16 protein-coding genes are annotated in these 16,727 nt (G+C 64.0%); 13 read left to right on the top strand and 3 right to left on the bottom strand.

Annotated elements, in window-relative coordinates:
* Window positions 1-119 precede the first annotated feature (119 nt).
* From E2A64_RS11660 to E2A64_RS11625, 8 genes are all read left to right on the top strand, one after another.
* Entirely contained in the window at window positions 120-1,403 is a 1,284-nt protein-coding gene (locus E2A64_RS11660) for a Zn-dependent hydrolase (protein ID WP_244598262.1), read from the top strand.
* Window positions 1,404-1,619: 216 nt separating this feature from the next.
* Window positions 1,620-2,138 carry a hypothetical protein gene (locus E2A64_RS11655; protein WP_133284657.1) on the top strand — a complete coding sequence of 173 codons (519 nt, stop codon included), beginning with the start codon at window positions 1,620-1,622 and terminating at the stop codon, window positions 2,136-2,138.
* 31 nt (window positions 2,139-2,169) lie between these two features.
* Window positions 2,170-3,441: an imelysin family protein gene (locus tag E2A64_RS11650; RefSeq protein ID WP_133285046.1), complete on the top strand. Its 1,272-nt coding sequence runs from the start codon at window positions 2,170-2,172 to the stop codon at window positions 3,439-3,441.
* Window positions 3,442-3,565: 124 nt separating this feature from the next.
* Entirely contained in the window at window positions 3,566-5,149 is a 1,584-nt protein-coding gene (locus E2A64_RS11645; protein ID WP_174235786.1) for a di-heme oxidoreductase family protein, read from the top strand.
* On the top strand, window positions 5,146-6,249 hold the full coding sequence (locus E2A64_RS11640; RefSeq protein ID WP_133284655.1) for an imelysin family protein: 1,104 nt from the start codon (window positions 5,146-5,148) through the stop codon (window positions 6,247-6,249). Before E2A64_RS11645 ends, E2A64_RS11640 begins: the two co-directional genes overlap by 4 nt.
* A 44-nt stretch (window positions 6,250-6,293) precedes the next feature.
* Window positions 6,294-7,403 carry an imelysin family protein gene (locus E2A64_RS11635; protein WP_133284654.1) on the top strand — a complete coding sequence of 370 codons (1,110 nt, stop codon included), beginning with the start codon at window positions 6,294-6,296 and terminating at the stop codon, window positions 7,401-7,403.
* Between the two features lie 17 nt (window positions 7,404-7,420).
* Window positions 7,421-8,497, top strand: a complete 1,077-nt coding sequence (locus E2A64_RS11630) for a DUF1513 domain-containing protein (protein ID WP_158285752.1) — start codon at window positions 7,421-7,423, stop codon at window positions 8,495-8,497.
* 2 nt (window positions 8,498-8,499) lie between these two features.
* The gene (locus tag E2A64_RS11625) at window positions 8,500-8,970 is read left to right on the top strand and encodes an OsmC family protein (protein WP_133284652.1); all 471 of its coding nucleotides are present in this window, start codon (window positions 8,500-8,502) and stop codon (window positions 8,968-8,970) included.
* 6 nt (window positions 8,971-8,976) lie between these two features.
* Here E2A64_RS11625 and fumC read toward each other — a convergent pair whose 3' ends face one another.
* A complete protein-coding gene (gene fumC, locus E2A64_RS11620) occupies window positions 8,977-10,425 on the bottom strand; it encodes a class II fumarate hydratase (RefSeq protein WP_133284651.1) in 1,449 nt (482 codons plus the stop codon).
* Window positions 10,426-10,567: 142 nt separating this feature from the next.
* Between fumC and E2A64_RS11615 the strand changes: the two genes are divergently transcribed.
* Window positions 10,568-11,497, top strand: a complete 930-nt coding sequence (locus E2A64_RS11615; protein WP_133284650.1) for a DnaJ C-terminal domain-containing protein — start codon at window positions 10,568-10,570, stop codon at window positions 11,495-11,497.
* 11 nt (window positions 11,498-11,508) lie between these two features.
* Window positions 11,509-11,844, top strand: a complete 336-nt coding sequence (locus E2A64_RS11610; RefSeq protein ID WP_133284649.1) for a hypothetical protein — start codon at window positions 11,509-11,511, stop codon at window positions 11,842-11,844.
* A gap of 6 nt (window positions 11,845-11,850) precedes the next feature.
* On the opposite strand, the gene E2A64_RS11605 is transcribed toward E2A64_RS11610, so the two are convergent.
* Both E2A64_RS11605 and E2A64_RS11600 read right to left on the bottom strand, forming a co-directional pair.
* Window positions 11,851-12,339: a hypothetical protein gene (locus E2A64_RS11605; protein ID WP_133284648.1), complete on the bottom strand. Its 489-nt coding sequence runs from the start codon at window positions 12,337-12,339 to the stop codon at window positions 11,851-11,853.
* A gap of 12 nt (window positions 12,340-12,351) precedes the next feature.
* Window positions 12,352-12,816 carry an Lrp/AsnC family transcriptional regulator gene (locus E2A64_RS11600; protein WP_133285045.1) on the bottom strand — a complete coding sequence of 155 codons (465 nt, stop codon included), beginning with the start codon at window positions 12,814-12,816 and terminating at the stop codon, window positions 12,352-12,354.
* Between the two features lie 317 nt (window positions 12,817-13,133).
* Between E2A64_RS11600 and E2A64_RS11595 the strand changes: the two genes are divergently transcribed.
* The 3 genes from E2A64_RS11595 to E2A64_RS11585 are packed head-to-tail and all read left to right on the top strand — an operon-like array spanning window position 13,134 to window position 16,722.
* Window positions 13,134-14,366 carry a 3-methyl-2-oxobutanoate dehydrogenase (2-methylpropanoyl-transferring) subunit alpha gene (locus E2A64_RS11595; protein WP_133284647.1) on the top strand — a complete coding sequence of 411 codons (1,233 nt, stop codon included), beginning with the start codon at window positions 13,134-13,136 and terminating at the stop codon, window positions 14,364-14,366.
* 1 nt (window position 14,367) lies between these two features.
* Complete coding sequence (locus E2A64_RS11590) at window positions 14,368-15,393, top strand: alpha-ketoacid dehydrogenase subunit beta (RefSeq protein WP_133284646.1); 1,026 nt, start codon at window positions 14,368-14,370, stop codon at window positions 15,391-15,393.
* Between the two features lie 3 nt (window positions 15,394-15,396).
* The gene (locus E2A64_RS11585; protein WP_133284645.1) at window positions 15,397-16,722 is read left to right on the top strand and encodes a dihydrolipoamide acetyltransferase family protein; all 1,326 of its coding nucleotides are present in this window, start codon (window positions 15,397-15,399) and stop codon (window positions 16,720-16,722) included.
* Window positions 16,723-16,727 lie beyond the last annotated feature (5 nt).

Below are 16,727 nucleotides of genomic sequence, written 5' to 3'. Positions count from 1 at the left end.
TATCCACTCCATTGGTCCTGTGTTGCCATTATTAAACATGATAATTTTTGGAGTAAGCAAGATTTTATTATAATAAATTTGCCGACCGACACACCCGTTACGCCGGCGGAGGGCGACAAGTGACTGAAAGACCGACCGAAACCGTGACCGGGAAAACTTGGGACAAAAAGCCGGACATCGACATCGATCGCCTGAAAACCTTTCTCGCCGGCCTCAACGGCTTCGGGGCCAACCCCTTGACCGGCGGTTTCAACCGCCCGGGCTATTCAGATGCCGACATGGCCGCGCGCGCATGGTTCGAAGCCCGCTTGAAGGAAGCCGGACTGGCTGTCCGCCGCGATGGCGTCGCCAATATTTTCGGTCGCTACGGTCCTGCGGAAGGCCCCGCCATTCTGGTTGGCTCCCATATCGACACGGTGCCCGAGGGAGGTGGCTTCGACGGTGCGCTCGGCGTGGCGGTCGCGCTCGAATGCGTCAAGGCCATGAAGGATGCCGGCTTCGAGCCTTCGACCGCGATCGAGGTCGTGGCGACGGCCGAGGAGGAAGGCCGGTTCGGAGGCATGCTCGGCTCCCAGGCCATTGCCGGCCGCATCGACCGTGCCTGGTTCGAAACGGCCGGCGATGCCGACGGCATGTCGCTCCAGACCGCCCTGGCCGCCCAGGGCCTTTCGCCCGAAGATGCCTTCAATTGCCGCCGGTCCCCGGACGAGGTCAAGGCGTTCCTGGAACTGCATATCGAGCAAGGTCCGGTGCTTGAACACAAGCGCATCCCGATAGGACTTGTGGACGGCATTTCGGGTGTGTCGAACATCTCCGTCACCCTCACCGGTCGCGCCAATCATTCCGGCACCACGCCGATGGACATGCGGTCGGACGCATTTGCGGGGCTGGCGGCCTTCGCAACCCGCATTCCGGCTATCATCGGGGACCACGGAACGGACCAGTCCCGCATCACCATCGGCAAGGTGGAGCTCGAACCGAATTTTCCGCACACGATACCCGGCCGCGCGGTCTTCTCGGTCATCACCCGCGATACGGATGAGAAAATCCAGCACGCGCTGCTTCAGGCCGTGAAGGCGGAAATCGATGCCGCGGCGCACCGGCATCACCTCTCAAGCGAGATCAAGGAAAAGAGCTGGCTCTCCCCTGTCGCCCTCGACCCGAAGCTCCAGGACCTCTTGGCCTCCGAGGCTCAAAACCTCGGCTTGTCCCACATCAGGATGCCCTCTGGCGCGGGCCACGATGCCCAGACGATGCAGTCGCTCTGCCCTTCGGCGCTGATCTTCATCCCGAGCCGCGCCGGCATCAGCCATGCGCCCGAGGAGCATAGCGAATGGGCCGACATCCTCGCCGGCGCCCGCCTCATGCTGTCGGCGCTTGTCCGTTTGAGCTCACATGGCTGAAACAACATGCATTTCCAGAACTCCCGGGCAGAACTATTGGAACGATTCTAAAGTAGACCATTTTTATCATCTTTTATTGACAGGCCGCGTTTCATCGGGGTAGCCAATCTTCATCAGAGGCGCGGGGCCTTGAACCCCGACGTTGGAGCTGCCCATGACGAGCACATCTGCACACAATGCCTTCCCTTCCTGCCACATTGCACGGGGGGCGGTACGATGACATGCCCCGCTGCGGCCTATCTCGAGCGGATTCCGGAATTTCTCGTCGTTGGCGGCTACCGCCGTATCGTCGATTGCGCGATCGCCGGTGACACGCCTGCGGGACAGATCGCCGCAAACGCGCTCAGCCAGCTGCACCGTGCCACGCTCGGCCCGGCCGAATCCCGCATCGTGGTGGACGGACTGACGAGCTTCATTTCCACGCTCAGCCGCTGCGCCGCCTGCCCCCTGCGGGCGTTCCCCAGCGACAGCGGCCATTTGTGCCGCGACGAATGCCTCATCCTCGCGCTGGTCTCGGCGCTCCAGCACGGCGACGAGAATGCGGGCCGCATGACGGCTTGCGCACTCACCTGCCCGGCGCGCGCGATGGAAACACTGGCCGCATGCGGCGACTATGCCATGCGCATGAAGATGTTCGGACAGGTGCTCCTGCCCGTGCCTCAGGATGCCGTTTCCACGCTGCTGAAACCTCAGCCGCCGCAGAATTTTCACCAACACAATCACACCATTCACTGACTGGAGGACCATTTTGAACCGTTCATTGAAGATGAAGACCCTGCTCGCCACCACCGCGGCGGCGCTTGTCGTCGCCGCCGCCGCACCGGCCCTGGCCGAAACCGGCGCCCGCTCCGTGGTCGACAACTACAAGAAGATGGCCGTCGCCAAGTTCGAGGATTCGCTCAGCACCGCCAAGGCACTCGACGAAGCCATCGATGCCTTCATCGCCGATCCGTCCGAGGAAAAGCTGGCCGCCGCCAGGCAAGCCTGGTTCGAAGCCCGCGTGCCCTACCAGCAGACCGAGGCGTACCGCTTCGGCAACCCGGTCGTCGACGACTGGGAAGGTCGCGTCAACGCCTGGCCGCTCGATGAAGGCCTGATCGACTATGTCGATGCCAGCTACGGCTCGGAAAGCGATCAGAACGCGCTCTACACCGCGAACGTCATCGCCAATCCGGAAATCTCGATCAATGGCGAGCCCGTCGACGCCAGCAAGATCACGCCGGAATTCCTCTCCGGCACCCTGCAGGAAGCGGGCAGCGTGGAGGCCAATGTCGCCACCGGTTACCACGCCATCGAATTCCTGCTCTGGGGCCAGGACCTCAACGGCACCGATGCCGGCGCAGGCAACCGCCCCTGGACCGACTACGCCCAGGGCGACGACTGCACCAACGGCAATTGCGACCGCCGCGCGGAATACCTTGCCGCTGCCAGCGACCTGCTGGTCTCCGATCTCGAGGAAATGGTTGCCAACTGGAAGGATGGCGGCGATGCGGCCGCTTATCTCGACGGGCTCGACGATGGCGCGGCGATCTCGGCCATGCTGACCGGCATGGGCTCGCTCTCCTACGGCGAACTGGCCGGCGAGCGCATGAAGCTCGGCCTCATCCTGCATGACCCGGAAGAGGAGCATGACTGCTTCTCCGACAACACCGACCAGTCGCATCTCAACGATGCCCGCGGCATTCGCGACGTCTATCTCGGCTCCTACACCCGCGTGGACGGCTCGGAAGTCTCCGGCCCGTCGCTGTCGGACATGGTGGCCGAGAAGGACAAGGCGCTCGACGAGGAGATGAAGGCCAAGCTCGGCGCCACGCTCGAAGCCATGGAAGCCATGGCCGCCCGCGCCGATGGCGGCGAGGCCTACGACCAGCAGATCGCCGAGGGCAACGAGGACGGCAACGCCACCGTGCAGGCCGCAATCGACGGCCTGATCGACCAGACACGCTCGATCGAACGCGTCATCGCCGCGCTCGACATCGGCGAGATCGAACTGGAAGGCTCGGATTCGCTCGACAATCCGGATGCAGTCTTCGAGTAATCCTTGATGCTTTCGGGCCGGCGTTCTATACGCCGGCCCACAATCCGGCGGCTCCGCCTTGCCGCAATGACAGTGCAATCGGACCGGACGCTGAATGACAAACGGTCCGGATCGAGGAATGAGAATGCCGACCAAGGCGGATGAAATCTTGAAGACCGAAAAGACCCCTGCTCCGATCTCCCTCCTGACCGCTGCCATCGTCCTCTCATCGACGCTGATGGCAGCCGCGCAATACGGTGCGCCGGAACTCGCCTGGCCCAAAACCATGCAGGAACGCGGTGACCTGATCCCCAAGGACCGGAAACGCGTCGAGCGCATCGCCAGGCCGACCACCGATTTCTCCAAGCCGGAACGCTTCGAAACCATGTCGGGCGGCGCGGCAACCTCCAGAAAGCTTCCCAACCAGGATGCCTTTTCCCAGTCCTCGGCCAATTTGAGCTTCGAGGAGGAAGAGACCTTCAAGCTGGGCAATGCCCTGTTCCGCAAGATGTGGGTGAGCTCGCCCTCCTCCACCGACGCGTCCGACGGTCTCGGCCCGCTCTTCAATGCGCGCTCCTGCCAGAGCTGCCACCTCAAGGACGGGCGCGGCCATCCGCCGGAACATTCCACTGATGCGACCTCGATGTTCCTGCGCCTGGCGCGCGGTCCCGCAACCGACGAGGAACGCGCGGCGATCGAGAACTTCCTCGCCCCCAACATGCCCGACCCGGTCTATGGCGGTCAGTTGCAGGACAAGGCGATCCCCGGCCTGCGCGCCGAAGGCAAGATGGTCATCTCCTACCAGGACCAGCCCTTCACCTTCCCCGACGGCACGGAAGTCACGCTGCGCAAGCCGTCCTATTCCGCGGCGGATCTTAACTATGGCCCGCTTGCGGCGGACACGACCGTGTCGCCCCGCGTCGCCAACCCGATGATCGGCATGGGTCTGCTGCAGGCGATCCACCCGGCGGATCTCATCGCCAATGCCGACCCGAATGACGAGGATGGCGACGGCATTTCCGGCCGTGTCGGCCTTGCACGCGGCACCAGGCTCGACAATCCGGTGATCGGCCGTTTCGGCTGGAAGGCGCAGAATGCCTCGATCCGCGAACAGGGCAGCGAGGCCTTTGCCGGCGATATCGGCATTTCCAATCCGCTCGTCCCCCGCCATGCCGGCGATTGCACCGAGGCCGAGGTCGAGTGTCTCGAGGCACCCAACGGCGTGCAGGAACGGCTCGGCGATACCGAGGCCCCGGACCCGGTCATGGAGCTCGTGACCTTCTACTCCGAGAACCTCGCCGTTCCGGCACGGCGTGACGTCGGCGATCCCGAAGTCCTGCGCGGCAAGGAGATGTTCTACACTTCCGGCTGCGTGGCCTGCCACACGCCGAAATTCGTGACCAGCCGCAAGACCGGCAACGATGCCCACGCCTTCCAGCTGATCTGGCCCTATTCCGACATGCTGCTCCACGACATGGGCGAAGACCTCGCCGACGGCCAGGTGGTCGGTGTCGCGTCAGGCAGCGAATGGCGCACGGCACCACTCTGGGGCATAGGCTTGACGGAAACCGTCAGCGGCCACACCTTCTTTCTCCATGATGGCCGCGCGCGGAACCTCGAGGAAGCCATTCTCTGGCATGGCGGCGAGGCAACGGCCTCGCGCGACGCCTATGCCGCACTCGACAAGAAGGACAGGGACGCGCTGATCCGCTTCCTCAATTCCCTATGATCAAGACATCGAATTCGATCCGCCTGGCTTTCGCCATTGCCGCCTTCGGCCTTCTTTCCGCAGGCCCTGGATCCGCGCAGGACGCTTCGAAACCCGTAACGGACCGCGGCGTACTCTCTGCCGCGGTGACGGATTTCATCCAGCCCGGCTACCGCAATTTCCGCGACAAGGCCCAGGCCATGGGTGCGGCCATCTCCCCGCTTTGCGAAGCCCCGTCGGCGCCGGGCCTCGAAGTTGCCCGCAAGGCCTTCGGCGAACTGGTGACCGCCTGGTCGGAGATCGAGATCATCCGCTTCGGCCCCGTCGTCGACGACAACCGGCTCGAGCGCATCCTCTTCTTCCCGGATCGCCGCGGCATCGGCCTCAAGCAGATCCAGCAGGTGCTGGCCGAGAAGGACGAAACGGCGACGACGCCCGAGCGTCTTGCCGCCAAGAGCGTGGCGCTTCAGGGGCTGACGACGCTCGAATACCTGCTCTACGGCACCGGCGCCGAAGACCTGGCCGGAGGCGATGAATTCCGTTGCGATTTCGCCGGTGCCGTCGCCGCGCGCATCTACGGAACGGCCGGCGAGCTCGTCGATGCCTGGGACGACCCGGAGGGGATCGCCGCCCGGCTTTCCGATCCGAAGCCGGAAAACCCGGATTTCCGCGACGAGCGCGAGGGCCTGCAGGCACTGCTCGGCGTGTTCGTCAATTCCTCCGAACTCGTGGCCGACACCCGCCTCAAGCCCTTCCTCGGCGCGGGCGTCGACGAGGCCAAGCCCAAAAGCGCCATCTTCTGGCGATCAGGCCTGACAGGAACAGCGATTGCCGGCGACATGAAGGGCCTGCAGGAACTCTACAAGGCGTCCGGCATGATCGAGCTGACGCCGGAGGACATCCAGCGCTACGGCACGTCGGCGATGTTCGAACTGTCCAACGCGCAGCGGACCATCGACAGGATGAAGCAGCCGCTGCCGCAGGCTGCGGCAGACCCCGAAACCCGCGACGCGGCCAATTACCTGCGGCTGGTGTTGCTGAGCATCCGCGACACCTTTTCCGGCCGCATCGCCGGCGGATTGGGGTTGTCGGCCGGCTTTTCGTCACTTGACGGCGACTGACCGGACATGGCGGGGTGTGCAAGTCCTTCCAGCGAGTTGACTGCATGAAGCGCCCCAGCCCTGTCCTCGCGGCCCTCCTGTTCGCCGCCTCGCTCGTCCCCGCCCTGAGCACCCTGCCCGCCCAAGCGGCCAAGCGCTCGACCAATGCGGTCGTCTCCGAGATCATGACCCGGGCAATCGAGGATTTCATCCAGCCGGGCTATCAGCGCTTTCATGTCGCTTCCGAAAAACTCGAGACCGATATCGAGACGCTCTGCGACAGCCCGTCGGACGAGACGCTGGCCGCAGCCCGCGACGCTTTCACACAAGCCGCCGTTTCCTGGTCTTATGTCGAGATCATCCGCTTCGGACCGGTGGCGGGCGAGAACCGCTACGAGCGCGTGCTCTACTACCCCGATCGTCGCGGCGTCGGTTTGAAGCAGATCCAGAGCCTGATCGGCGGTTTCGAGCCCTATCCGCAAGCACTCGGCCAGCTTCAGGGCAAGAGCGTCGCCTTGCAGGGACTTCCGGCTCTGGAATACGCACTCTTCGGCACCGGCGCGGAGGCACTCGCTTCCGGCAAGGACGACGGGCGCTGCGACTACGCCGGGCTTGTCGCCGCAAACATCGACGCGATTGCCCGCGAACTCGACGGCGCCTGGGCCGATCCGGAAGGCATTTCCCGGCTCTGGATGAACCCCGGCAGCGACAATCCTGTGATCCGCGACAATCGCGAGGCGCTCGTCGAACTGCTCGGCGTCGTCGTCCACGGCATCGAGATGGTGCGCGACATCCGCCTGCGCGCTTTCCTGGGTGAAACGGAAGGGACGGACCGCCCGAATGCCGCCATCTACCGCCGCGCGGGAAATACTTTCGCCTCGATCGCGGCCAATCTGCAGGGCATCCAGGCGGTCTTCGAGAATTCCGGCATGACGCTGGTACTGTCCGAGCAGGACCGGGAGATCGGCTACCGGATCAGCGACGAGCTGAGCGGCGCCATCGCACTGACCCGGCGCTTGCAGGGCACAGCCGCGGAACTTCTGGCAAGCCCCGAAAGCCGCGCGCGTCTCGAAGAGCTGCGCGACAGGCTGGGTCGCATCAAGACGCTGGCCAACGAGGATTACGGCAATGCCGTGGGACTGACCGCAGGCTTCTCGTTCGCCGACGGAGACTGACTGAAAGGATGATCGACATGATCATGACACGCCGCCTTTTCATCGGAACCGCGACCGCCGGTCTGGCCGGGCTTTCGGGGCTCCTGCCTAAGCCTGCCATAGCCGCCGGCAAGGACCTGTTCGCTGCCGCCTGGATACAGAATGGCGGCGCCGGTTTTTCCATTCTCGATGGCGACGGCAACGAGCTGACCTCGGTCTCGCTGCCCGATCGCGGCCATGACGTGGCAACCGACCGCGCCGGCCGCTGGGCCGTCGCCTTCGCCCGCCGACCCGGTACCTTCGCCGTGGCCGTGGACCGGCAGAACGGCAGCGAGCCGATACCCTTCTCCACCCCCGAGGATCGTCACTTCTTCGGCCACGGCGTCTTCTCGCCCGATGGCCGCGTGCTCTATGCGACGGAAAACGATTACGACAACGCCGCCGGCATGATCGGCATCTACGATGTCACCGCCGGTTTCAACCGGATCGGCGAGTTTCCCTCCTACGGCATCGATCCGCATGAACTCATCCTCATGCCCGGCGGCAAGACCCTCTGCATCGCCAATGGCGGCATCGAGACCCACCCGGATTTCGGCCGTGCCAAGCTCAATCTCGCCAGCATGGAACCCTCGGTCGTCTTTGTGGATATCGAGAGCGGCGAACTTCTGGAAAAGCACACGCCACCCGCCGACCTCTTCCGGCTGTCGACGCGCCATATGGATATCGATGCAGCCGGCAATGTCTGGGTCGGCTGCCAGTACGAAGGCCCTGAAACCGACGAACCGCCGCTCCTGCTTCGCGTGACCATGGGCGAAGGCTACAAGCCGATCATGCTGCCCGACCAAGCCCGCCACGGGCTTGCGAATTATGTCGGCTCGGTCGCGGCCAATCGCAGCGAGAACCGCCTGGTCATCACCTCGCCACACGGCAATTGCGCGCTGGTGCTCGACACCCGGAGCGGCAATCTGGTCGAGAGGATCGCGGAGAAGAACGTCTGCGGCGCGGTCGCCCAAGGCTCCGGTTTCCTGCTCTCCTCCGCCGAGGGCGATTTCGGCGAAGCGAAGCTCGGCCGCTCCTGGGACAACCATATCGCCCGCCTGTTCCAGGAGAGATGACCATGGCCAAGCCGCATGATTTCACCGCCAGGATCCGCTGGACCGGCAATACCGGCGAAGGCACCAGCACCTATCGCAGCTATGACCGGACATGGAACATCGAGACAGAAGGCAAGGAGATCGTCGCCTGCTCCAACGATCCGATGCTCGGCGGCGATCCCTCAAAGCACAATCCCGAGGACCTGCTGATCGCCTCGCTCGCCTCCTGCCACATGCTCTGGTACCTGCACCTGGCCTCGGTGGCGAAGATCGTGGTCCGGAACTATGTGGACGACCCCGTTGGCCACGGCGAAAGCGAGCCGGACGGAACGGGGCGATTTCTCTCCGCCACATTGCGCCCGCGTATCGAAGTCCCGAAAGGAACCGACCTCGAAAAGGCCGAGGCGCTGCATCACGAGGTCCACAAATACTGCTTCATCGCCCGCTCGGTGAATTTTCCCGTCACGTACGAACCGGCATTCATCGAGGTGTGAGCGCAGTCAGGCGCCCGCCACACCCTTGCCGATCATCTTGCGCGCATCGATCACCCGGTTGAAGGTTTGCTCGTCGATCTTGCCCGAATCCAGCGCAGCCTCCTTGAGCGTGATCCCGCGCTTGTGGGCATCCTCGGCGATGTGGGCGGCCGCCTGATAGCCGATCTCGGGCGAGAGCGCCGTTACCAGCATCAGCGAATTTTCGAGATGCGCGCCTATCCGGTCGCGGTCGATCTCGGTGCCTTCGACCGAGAAGGTGCGGAAGGTCCGGCAACCGTCGGCGAGAATGCGCATCGAATGCAGCACGTTGTTGATGACGATCGGGCGCATGACGTTGAGCTCGAAATTTCCCTGCGCACCGGCAAAGGCGACCGCCGTGTCCTCCCCCATCACCTGAGTGGCGATCATCACCATCGCCTCGCACTGGGTCGGGTTCACCTTGCCCGGCATGATGGATGAACCAGGCTCGTTCTCGGGCAGTTTCAATTCGCCAAGGCCGCAGCGGGGACCGGATCCGAGCCAGCGCATGTCGTTGGCGATCTTCATCGTCACCACCGCCACGCCGCGCAGTGCCGCCGAGCACCGCACCATCGCATCGAGCCCGCCGAGCGAGGCGAACTTGTTGGGCGAGGTCACGAACGGCTTGCCGGTGATGCCGGCGATTTTCCGTGCCACGGCTTCCGAAAATCCTTCCGGTGCGTTGAGCCCGGTGCCGACTGCCGTGCCACCGAGGGCGAGTTCATAGAGCCCCGCGCGGCTTGCCTCGACCGTCTCGATCGCAGCACGCAGCTGCGCGGCCCAGCCCGACCATTCCTGCCCCACCGAGAGCGGCACCGCGTCTTCGAGATGGGTACGGCCGATCTTGACCACGTCCATCCATTCCTTCGCCTTTGCCTCGATGACGCCGGCCAGCTGCCGGAGTTCGGGCAGCAGCCGGCGTTCCATCAGCTCGATCGTGGCGATGTGCATCGCCGTCGGAAAGGTGTCGTTGGAGGATTGCGACATGTTGACATGATCGTTCGGCCCGACCGGCTTCTGGCTGCCGAGCTCGCCGCCGAGCAGCTGGATCGCCCGGTTCGAGATCACTTCATTGACGTTCATGTTGGTCTGGGTACCCGAGCCGGTCTGCCAGACAAACAGCGGAAAGTGATCGTCCAGCTGGCCCGAGATCACCTCGTCGGCGGCCTTCGAGATGGCCTCGAGCCGCCAGTCTTCGAGATTGCCCAGTTCGGCATTGACCTGGGCGGCGGCCTTCTTGACCACCCCGAGCGCGTGACACACCTCGACCGGCATGCGGTCGCCGCCGATGGCGAAATGATGCAGGGAGCGCTCGGTCTGCGCGCCCCAGTAGCGGTCGGCGGGCACGTCGATCCTGCCCATGGAATCGAACTCGCCGCGCCTGCCGCCCGCCTCGATACCGACCGGGATGTCCTTGATCTCGCGCGTGTCGCCCATGTCGCTCTCCTTCGATGGTTCCTCGCCCTCCATATAGGGCAGAGCCGGCTCGTCCGCAGCCGGGTCGACGCCTCAACATCTTGATTTCGAAGATAGCCGATCACACATATGTGAACAGTTCAATCCATTTGAAATCGGTGACATGCAGGACGATCCCTACGCCATCCTCGGGGTGCAAAAGACCGCCAGCGCCGAGGAGATAAAAAAGGCTTATCGCAAGCTGGCCCGCACGAGCCATCCGGACATCAACCCCGATGATCCGGCCGCCGAAGCACGCTTCGTCAAGATTTCGGCCGCCTACGACCTGCTCAAGGATCCGGAGACGCGGCGTCGCTTCGACGCGGGCGAAATCGACGCCAGCGGCCAGGAAAAGCGCGATCGCAATTTCTACCGGGATCACGCGGGCAATCGCGAGGGCTTCAGCTACAGGACAACCCGCGATTTCGAGGATTTCGGCGATCCGGCGGACATTTTCGCCGAGATGTTCCGCCAGCGCTCGCGCGGCTCGTCCAACGGTGCCGGCTCCTCGCGTTTCGCCATGCCGGGACAGGACATGCGCTACACGATGGACGTCACCTTCCTGGAAGCGGCCAGGGGCGCCACCCGCAAGATCACCCTGCCCGAGGGCGGGACGCTGGATGTGCGCATTCCGCAGGGGCTTGCCGACGGCCAGACACTGCGCCTGAAGGGCAAGGGCGGCCCGGGCTCCGGCGGGGCCCCGTCCGGCGACGCCTATATCACGGTCACCGTGCGTCCCCATCACGTCTTCCGTCGCGAGGACAACGATATCGTCATGACGCTGCCGATCACCATCGACGAGGCCATCCTCGGCGGCAAGGTGAAGACGCCGACGCTCGACGGCGCGGTCAATCTCACCATTCCGGCGGGCGCCACGACCGGACAGACCCTGCGCCTGAAGGGCAAGGGCATCGAGCCCAAGGGCAAGCCACGTGGCGACCAGCGCGTCGAACTCAAGATCGTCGCGCCGCCACAGGTGGACGACGAACTGAAGTCATTCATGGAAAACTGGCGCGGCTCCCACGGTTATGATCCGCGCAAGGGCATGATGTGAGGGAGACATCGATGGCTGTGCTCTACACCGAAGAACAGGTAATCGCCGCCGTCGGCAGGCTCACGCGTGTCCGCCTCGTCTCCTTCGTGGAGACGGATATAGTGCGGCCCGTGCACAGTGCCGACGGCCTGCGCTACCGCCCCGTCGATATCGCGCGGCTGGAGCTGCTGTGCGATCTGGCGGATGACTTCGAACTCGAGGATGAGAGCCTGGCACTCGTCGCATCGCTGATCGATCAGCTGCACGATACCCGCGCCGACCTTCAGGCACTGAGCAAGATCCTGGCAGGCGAACCCTATGAGATCCGGGCGCGCATTGGCGAGGCGCTCGCGAAACTGAGGGGCTGACGCCCGTCAGACCGCCGGACGAGCCTGGACGATTTGCTCGCCGAAGGCCCCGACAGCCTCGCTGAGCTTGGCGCCGGCCTTGAAACCGAGCCGTTCCGCCACACTGTTGAGGGTCGAAATGATACCGTTTTCCCACATGTCGCCGGCATCGCCGATGCGGGCCGACTGGTGGCTGACGGCAAGCGCCGGTATGCCCTGCTCGCCGAGAATGTCGAGCGCGATGACACCGGCGCGGTCCTTGCCGATCCCCGCATCATTGAAGACGGCAAGCGACGGTGCATAGCGCAGCGTGATCTCGCCCACATTGGCGCCACCGTGAGACCCCGAAACGATCACCTGACCGGAATCCCCGATCTCGACCATGGTGATACTGTCGATCAGCACGATCTCGCGCCCGCCCGTTTCCGTTACAACTCGCTTCACCGTACCGTCTTCCATGCAGTCCGCGGAGGAAATATCGGGCAAATCCGAGACATTCGCAATGAAGAATGACATGTGCAGCGCGGCTCAGGCCGGCGGCACGTAGGACACCACGCGCTTGATGCATCTGAGCGCGAAGCTCGAACGCGACTGGCGAAAGCCTTTCAGGCGGAACAGTTTCTCGCGCAGGAAGCTCTCTATATCCGACGTTCCGCCCGCGGCGACCTTCAGCAGGTAGTCGAATTCTCCGGCCATCAGATACACCTCCAGCACCTCCGGAATGGCCGACAGAGCCTTGGCGAAATTATCGAGCGAGGACTCGTCGTGATGGTCGAGCACCACCTCCACCAGAACGGTCTCGCCCACGCCCAGTGCCTCGTGGTTGAGGATCGCGGCATAGCCCGAAATGATGCCCGCCTCCTCCAGCCGCCGCACCCGCTGCCAGCACGGGCTCGGCGAAAGCCCGACCTCGCGCGCAAGATCGGAGTTCGAAATTCGCCCGTTCGTGGACAGCACTTTCAGGATGCGCCGATCCGTATCGTCGATTGCCATATTCACAGAAGGTCCTTTTGCATTTTCCTATACTGAGAAATTATCATCGGCAAACTCTTCGTTTTTCAAGCATAATAAGCAGGAAATTTTCCTTTCTTCAGTCTAGCCTTAGATAGATGAGGAGGATGAAGCGTCCGCGCTGAAGATCGGCCGCTTCCAGGAGGAGGAATGCATGGGTCCGGGCCATTGTCCCGTATTGCCGTCCACCCGTTCGACCCGCCGCACCGGCGGCAGCGCTTTCCACGCGCCGGTTTTCCCCTGCCCTTCTTCACCGCTCCGACCTTCCGGTCCCCACACATCCCCCAGAGGTTTCAGCCATGCCTGACTCCAAGCCCCTCAAGCTGCGCATTCCCGAACCCGGCTGCCGGCCGGGCGACCAGCCGGATTTCTCCGACTTCGTCATTCCGCGTGCCGGCGAAGCGCGGCGCCCGGATGTGGATGCGCCCGCCGCCGATATCCGCGACATGGCCTTCTCCATCGTCCGGGTGATCAACAAGAAGGGCGAGGCCGTCGGCCCGTGGGCCGATGCGCTCGATGCCGATGCCTTGCGCGACGGCCTCCGGCACATGATGACGCTGCGCATCTTCGACGAGCGCATGCTCACCGCGCAGCGCCAGGGCAAGACGTCGTTCTACATGCAGCATCTGGGCGAGGAAGCGGTCTCCTGCGCGTTCCGAATGGCGCTTGAAGACGGCGACATGAACTTCCCCACCTATCGGCAGGCGGGCCTTCTCATTGCCGGCGATTATCCGCTCGTCGACATGATGAACCAGATCTATTCCAATTCGAAGGATCCGTTGAAGGGCCGGCAACTGCCCATCATGTACTCCTCCAAGGAGCACGGCTTCTTCACGATTTCCGGAAATCTCGGCACCCAGTACATTCAGGCCGTCGGCTGGGCCATGGCTTCGGCGATTGCGGGCGACACCCGCATTGCCTCGGCATGGATCGGCGACGGCGCCACCGCCGAGAGCGATTTCTACTCGGCCATGGTCTTCGCCTCGACCTATAACGCGCCGGTCATCCTCAACATCGTCAACAACCAGTGGGCCATCTCCACATTCCAGGGCTTCGCCCGCGGCAATGCGGTGACGTTTGCCGAACGCGGCCACGGTTTCGGCATTCCCTCGCTTCGCGTCGACGGCAACGACTATCTCGCCGTCCACGCCGTCGCCAAATGGGCCGCCGAACGTGCCCGTTCCGGACATGGTCCGACATTGATCGAGCACGTGACCTACCGGGCGGGCGGCCACTCGACATCCGACGACCCGTCGGCCTATCGCGCCAAGGATGAGGTCTCCGCCTGGCCGCTCGGCGATCCGATCGACCGGCTGAAGCGGCATCTGATCGCCATCGGCGAATGGTCCGAGGAGCGCCACACCCAGGCGCAGGCCGAAATCGCCGACACTGTGCGCAAGGCACAGAAGGAAGCGGAGAAGAACGGCACGCTCGGTTCCGGCTCGCACCCCTCGCCGTCCGCCATGTTCGACGACGTCTATGCCGAGATGCCGCCGCATCTGCGTGCCCAGCGCCAGGCAGGAGGTCATTGAGATGAGCGGTTCAACCACCCGCATGACCATGATCGAGGCGATCCGCACCGCCCACGACCTTGCCATGGAACGTGACGACAAGGTTGTCGTCTTCGGTGAGGATGTCGGCTATTTCGGCGGTGTCTTCCGCTGCACCGCAGGCCTGCAGAAAAAATATGGCAGCCACCGCTGCTTCGATGCGCCGATCAACGAGAGCGGCATCGTCGGCGCCGCCATCGGCATGTCGACCTACGGCCTCAAGCCGGTCGTCGAGATCCAGTTCGCCGACTATGTCTACCCGGCTTACGACCAGATCGTCTCCGAAGCCGCCCGCATGCGCCACCGTTCCGGCGGCCAGTTCACCTGCCCCATGGTGATCCGCATGCCCACCGGCGGCGGCATTTTCGGCGGCCAGACCCACAGCCAGAGCCCCGAAGCGCTGTTCACGCACGTCTCCGGCCTCAAGGTGGTGGTGCCCTCGAGCCCCTATGACGCCAAGGGACTGCTGCTCTCGGCCATCGATGATCCCGACCCGGTGATCTTCCTCGAACCGAAGCGGCTCTATAACGGCCCGTTCGACGGCCATCACGATCGTCCGGTCACGCCGTGGAAGAACCATCCGCTCGGCGAGGTGCCCGACGGATATGAGACGATCCCGCTCGGCAAGGCGGCGATCCGGCGCGAAGGCTCCGAGGTCACCATCCTCGCCTATGGCACGATGGTCTATGTGGCGGAGGCAGCCGCGAAGGAAACCGGCATCGACGCCGAGATCATAGACCTGCGCACCCTGCTGCCGCTCGATATCGAAGCCATCACGGAATCGGTGAAGAAAACCGGCCGTTGCGTGGTCATCCACGAGGCGACCCGCACATCGGGCTTTGGCGCCGAACTCTCGGCGACGGTGCAGGAAGCCTGCTTCTACCATCTGGAAGCCCCGGTTCTCCGCGTCACCGGCTGGGACACCCCCTACCCGCATGCCCAGGAATGGGCCTATTTCCCCGGTCCCGACCGGGTCGGCCGCGCGCTGCGCGAAGTCATGGAGGATTGAGACATGGCAAGGGTCACGATCAAGCTTCCCGATGTCGGCGAAGGGATCGCCGAGGCCGAGCTGACCGAATGGGCGGTCAAGATCGGCGACGAGATCCAGGAAGACGATGTGCTGGGTACGGTGATGACCGACAAGGCCGCGGTCGAGGTGCCTTCCTCTGTCTCCGGCAAGGTGGTCTGGCTGGCGGGCGAACCCGGCGACACGCTGGCGATCGGCTCGAAATTCGTCGAGATCGAAACCTCCGCCGAGACCGCTGCCGCCGCTGAAGAGCGCATGGCCGGGGATGAGAGCGACGGCGCGCCGGACGAGAGCGTGGAAAAACCTGCAGGCCGGGAAGACCGGGTTGAGAAGCCCGAACCGGAAAAGGCCGAAAAGCCCGAGCCGGCCCGGGCAGAAGCCAGGCCCGAGAAATCCACCACGCCGGCGACACCGCGCACCACGCCGCTCGCAACCGGTGAAAGACCGCTGGCATCGCCCGCCATACGGCAGCGTGCCCGCGACGCCGGAATAGATCTCAGGCTTGTCGCGGGTTCAGGCCCCGCGGGCCGCATTACCCATGACGACCTCGATGCCTGGATCGCCCAGCCGCAGACAGCCGGCTTCGGCAGTGGCCGCTTGGTCGTTCCGCGCGCCGATGAGGATGTGAAGGTGATCGGCATGCGCAAGCGCATCGCCGAGAAGATGAGCATTTCGGCAAGCCGCATCCCCCACATCACGATCGTCGAGGAAGTCGACGTGACCGATCTGGAAGCCCTGCGCGAAAAGCTCAACGGGCAGCATGCAAAAGAGCGCGGCAAGCTCACCGTGCTCCCCTTCCTGATCCGCGCCATCTGCAAGGCAGTCGCCGAGCAGCCGGGCCTCAACGCCACCTTCGATGACGAGGCGGGTGTGATCCATCAGTCCGGTTCCGTCCATGTCGGCATCGCCACCCAGACGCCGAACGGGTTGACGGTGCCCGTCGTCCGCCATGCCGAGGCGATGAGCCTGTGGGATGCGGCGACCGAAGTCGCGCGGCTCGCCGATGCCGCCCGCTCCGGCAAGGCCAGGCGCGAGGAACTGTCCGGATCGACCATTTCCATCACCTCGCTTGGCGCACTCGGCGCCATTGCCACCACGCCGATCATCAATCATCCGGAAGTGGCGATCGTCGGCGTGAACAAGATGGCGATGCGGCCGGTCTGGGACGGCAGCGAGTTCGTGCCGCGCAAGATCATGAACCTGTCCTCCTCGTTCGATCATCGCGTGATCGACGGCTGGGATGCGGCGGTCTTCGTGCGCAAGCTCAAGGACCTGATCGAAACGCCGGCGCTTCTGTTCATCGACGAGTAGCAGGA

Origin of the sequence: Pseudohoeflea suaedae (genome assembly GCF_004354915.1) — a bacterium.
Classification (GTDB): domain Bacteria; phylum Pseudomonadota; class Alphaproteobacteria; order Rhizobiales; family Rhizobiaceae; genus Pseudohoeflea; species Pseudohoeflea suaedae.
This window is presented reverse-complemented; position numbering and strand designations above follow the sequence as displayed.

Bases quoted from the DNA above. Each gene is read 5' to 3' on its own strand.
- E2A64_RS11655 (WP_133284657.1), top strand. From the start codon at position 1,620: ATGACATGCCCCGCTGCGGCCTATCTCGAGCGGATTCCGGAATTTCTC.
- E2A64_RS11650 (WP_133285046.1), top strand. From the start codon at position 2,170: ATGAAGACCCTGCTCGCCACCACCGCGGCGGCGCTTGTCGTCGCCGCC.
- E2A64_RS11645 (WP_174235786.1), top strand. From the start codon at position 3,566: ATGCCGACCAAGGCGGATGAAATCTTGAAGACCGAAAAGACCCCTGCT.
- E2A64_RS11640 (WP_133284655.1), top strand. From the start codon at position 5,146: ATGATCAAGACATCGAATTCGATCCGCCTGGCTTTCGCCATTGCCGCC.
- E2A64_RS11635 (WP_133284654.1), top strand. From the start codon at position 6,294: ATGAAGCGCCCCAGCCCTGTCCTCGCGGCCCTCCTGTTCGCCGCCTCG.
- E2A64_RS11630 (WP_158285752.1), top strand. From the start codon at position 7,421: ATGATCATGACACGCCGCCTTTTCATCGGAACCGCGACCGCCGGTCTG.
- E2A64_RS11625 (WP_133284652.1), top strand. From the start codon at position 8,500: ATGGCCAAGCCGCATGATTTCACCGCCAGGATCCGCTGGACCGGCAAT.
- fumC (WP_133284651.1), bottom strand. From the start codon at position 10,425: ATGGGCGACACGCGCGAGATCAAGGACATCCCGGTCGGTATCGAGGCG.
- E2A64_RS11615 (WP_133284650.1), top strand. From the start codon at position 10,568: ATGCAGGACGATCCCTACGCCATCCTCGGGGTGCAAAAGACCGCCAGC.
- E2A64_RS11610 (WP_133284649.1), top strand. From the start codon at position 11,509: ATGGCTGTGCTCTACACCGAAGAACAGGTAATCGCCGCCGTCGGCAGG.
- E2A64_RS11605 (WP_133284648.1), bottom strand. From the start codon at position 12,339: ATGTCATTCTTCATTGCGAATGTCTCGGATTTGCCCGATATTTCCTCC.
- E2A64_RS11600 (WP_133285045.1), bottom strand. From the start codon at position 12,816: ATGGCAATCGACGATACGGATCGGCGCATCCTGAAAGTGCTGTCCACG.
- E2A64_RS11595 (WP_133284647.1), top strand. From the start codon at position 13,134: ATGCCTGACTCCAAGCCCCTCAAGCTGCGCATTCCCGAACCCGGCTGC.
- E2A64_RS11590 (WP_133284646.1), top strand. From the start codon at position 14,368: ATGAGCGGTTCAACCACCCGCATGACCATGATCGAGGCGATCCGCACC.
- E2A64_RS11585 (WP_133284645.1), top strand. From the start codon at position 15,397: ATGGCAAGGGTCACGATCAAGCTTCCCGATGTCGGCGAAGGGATCGCC.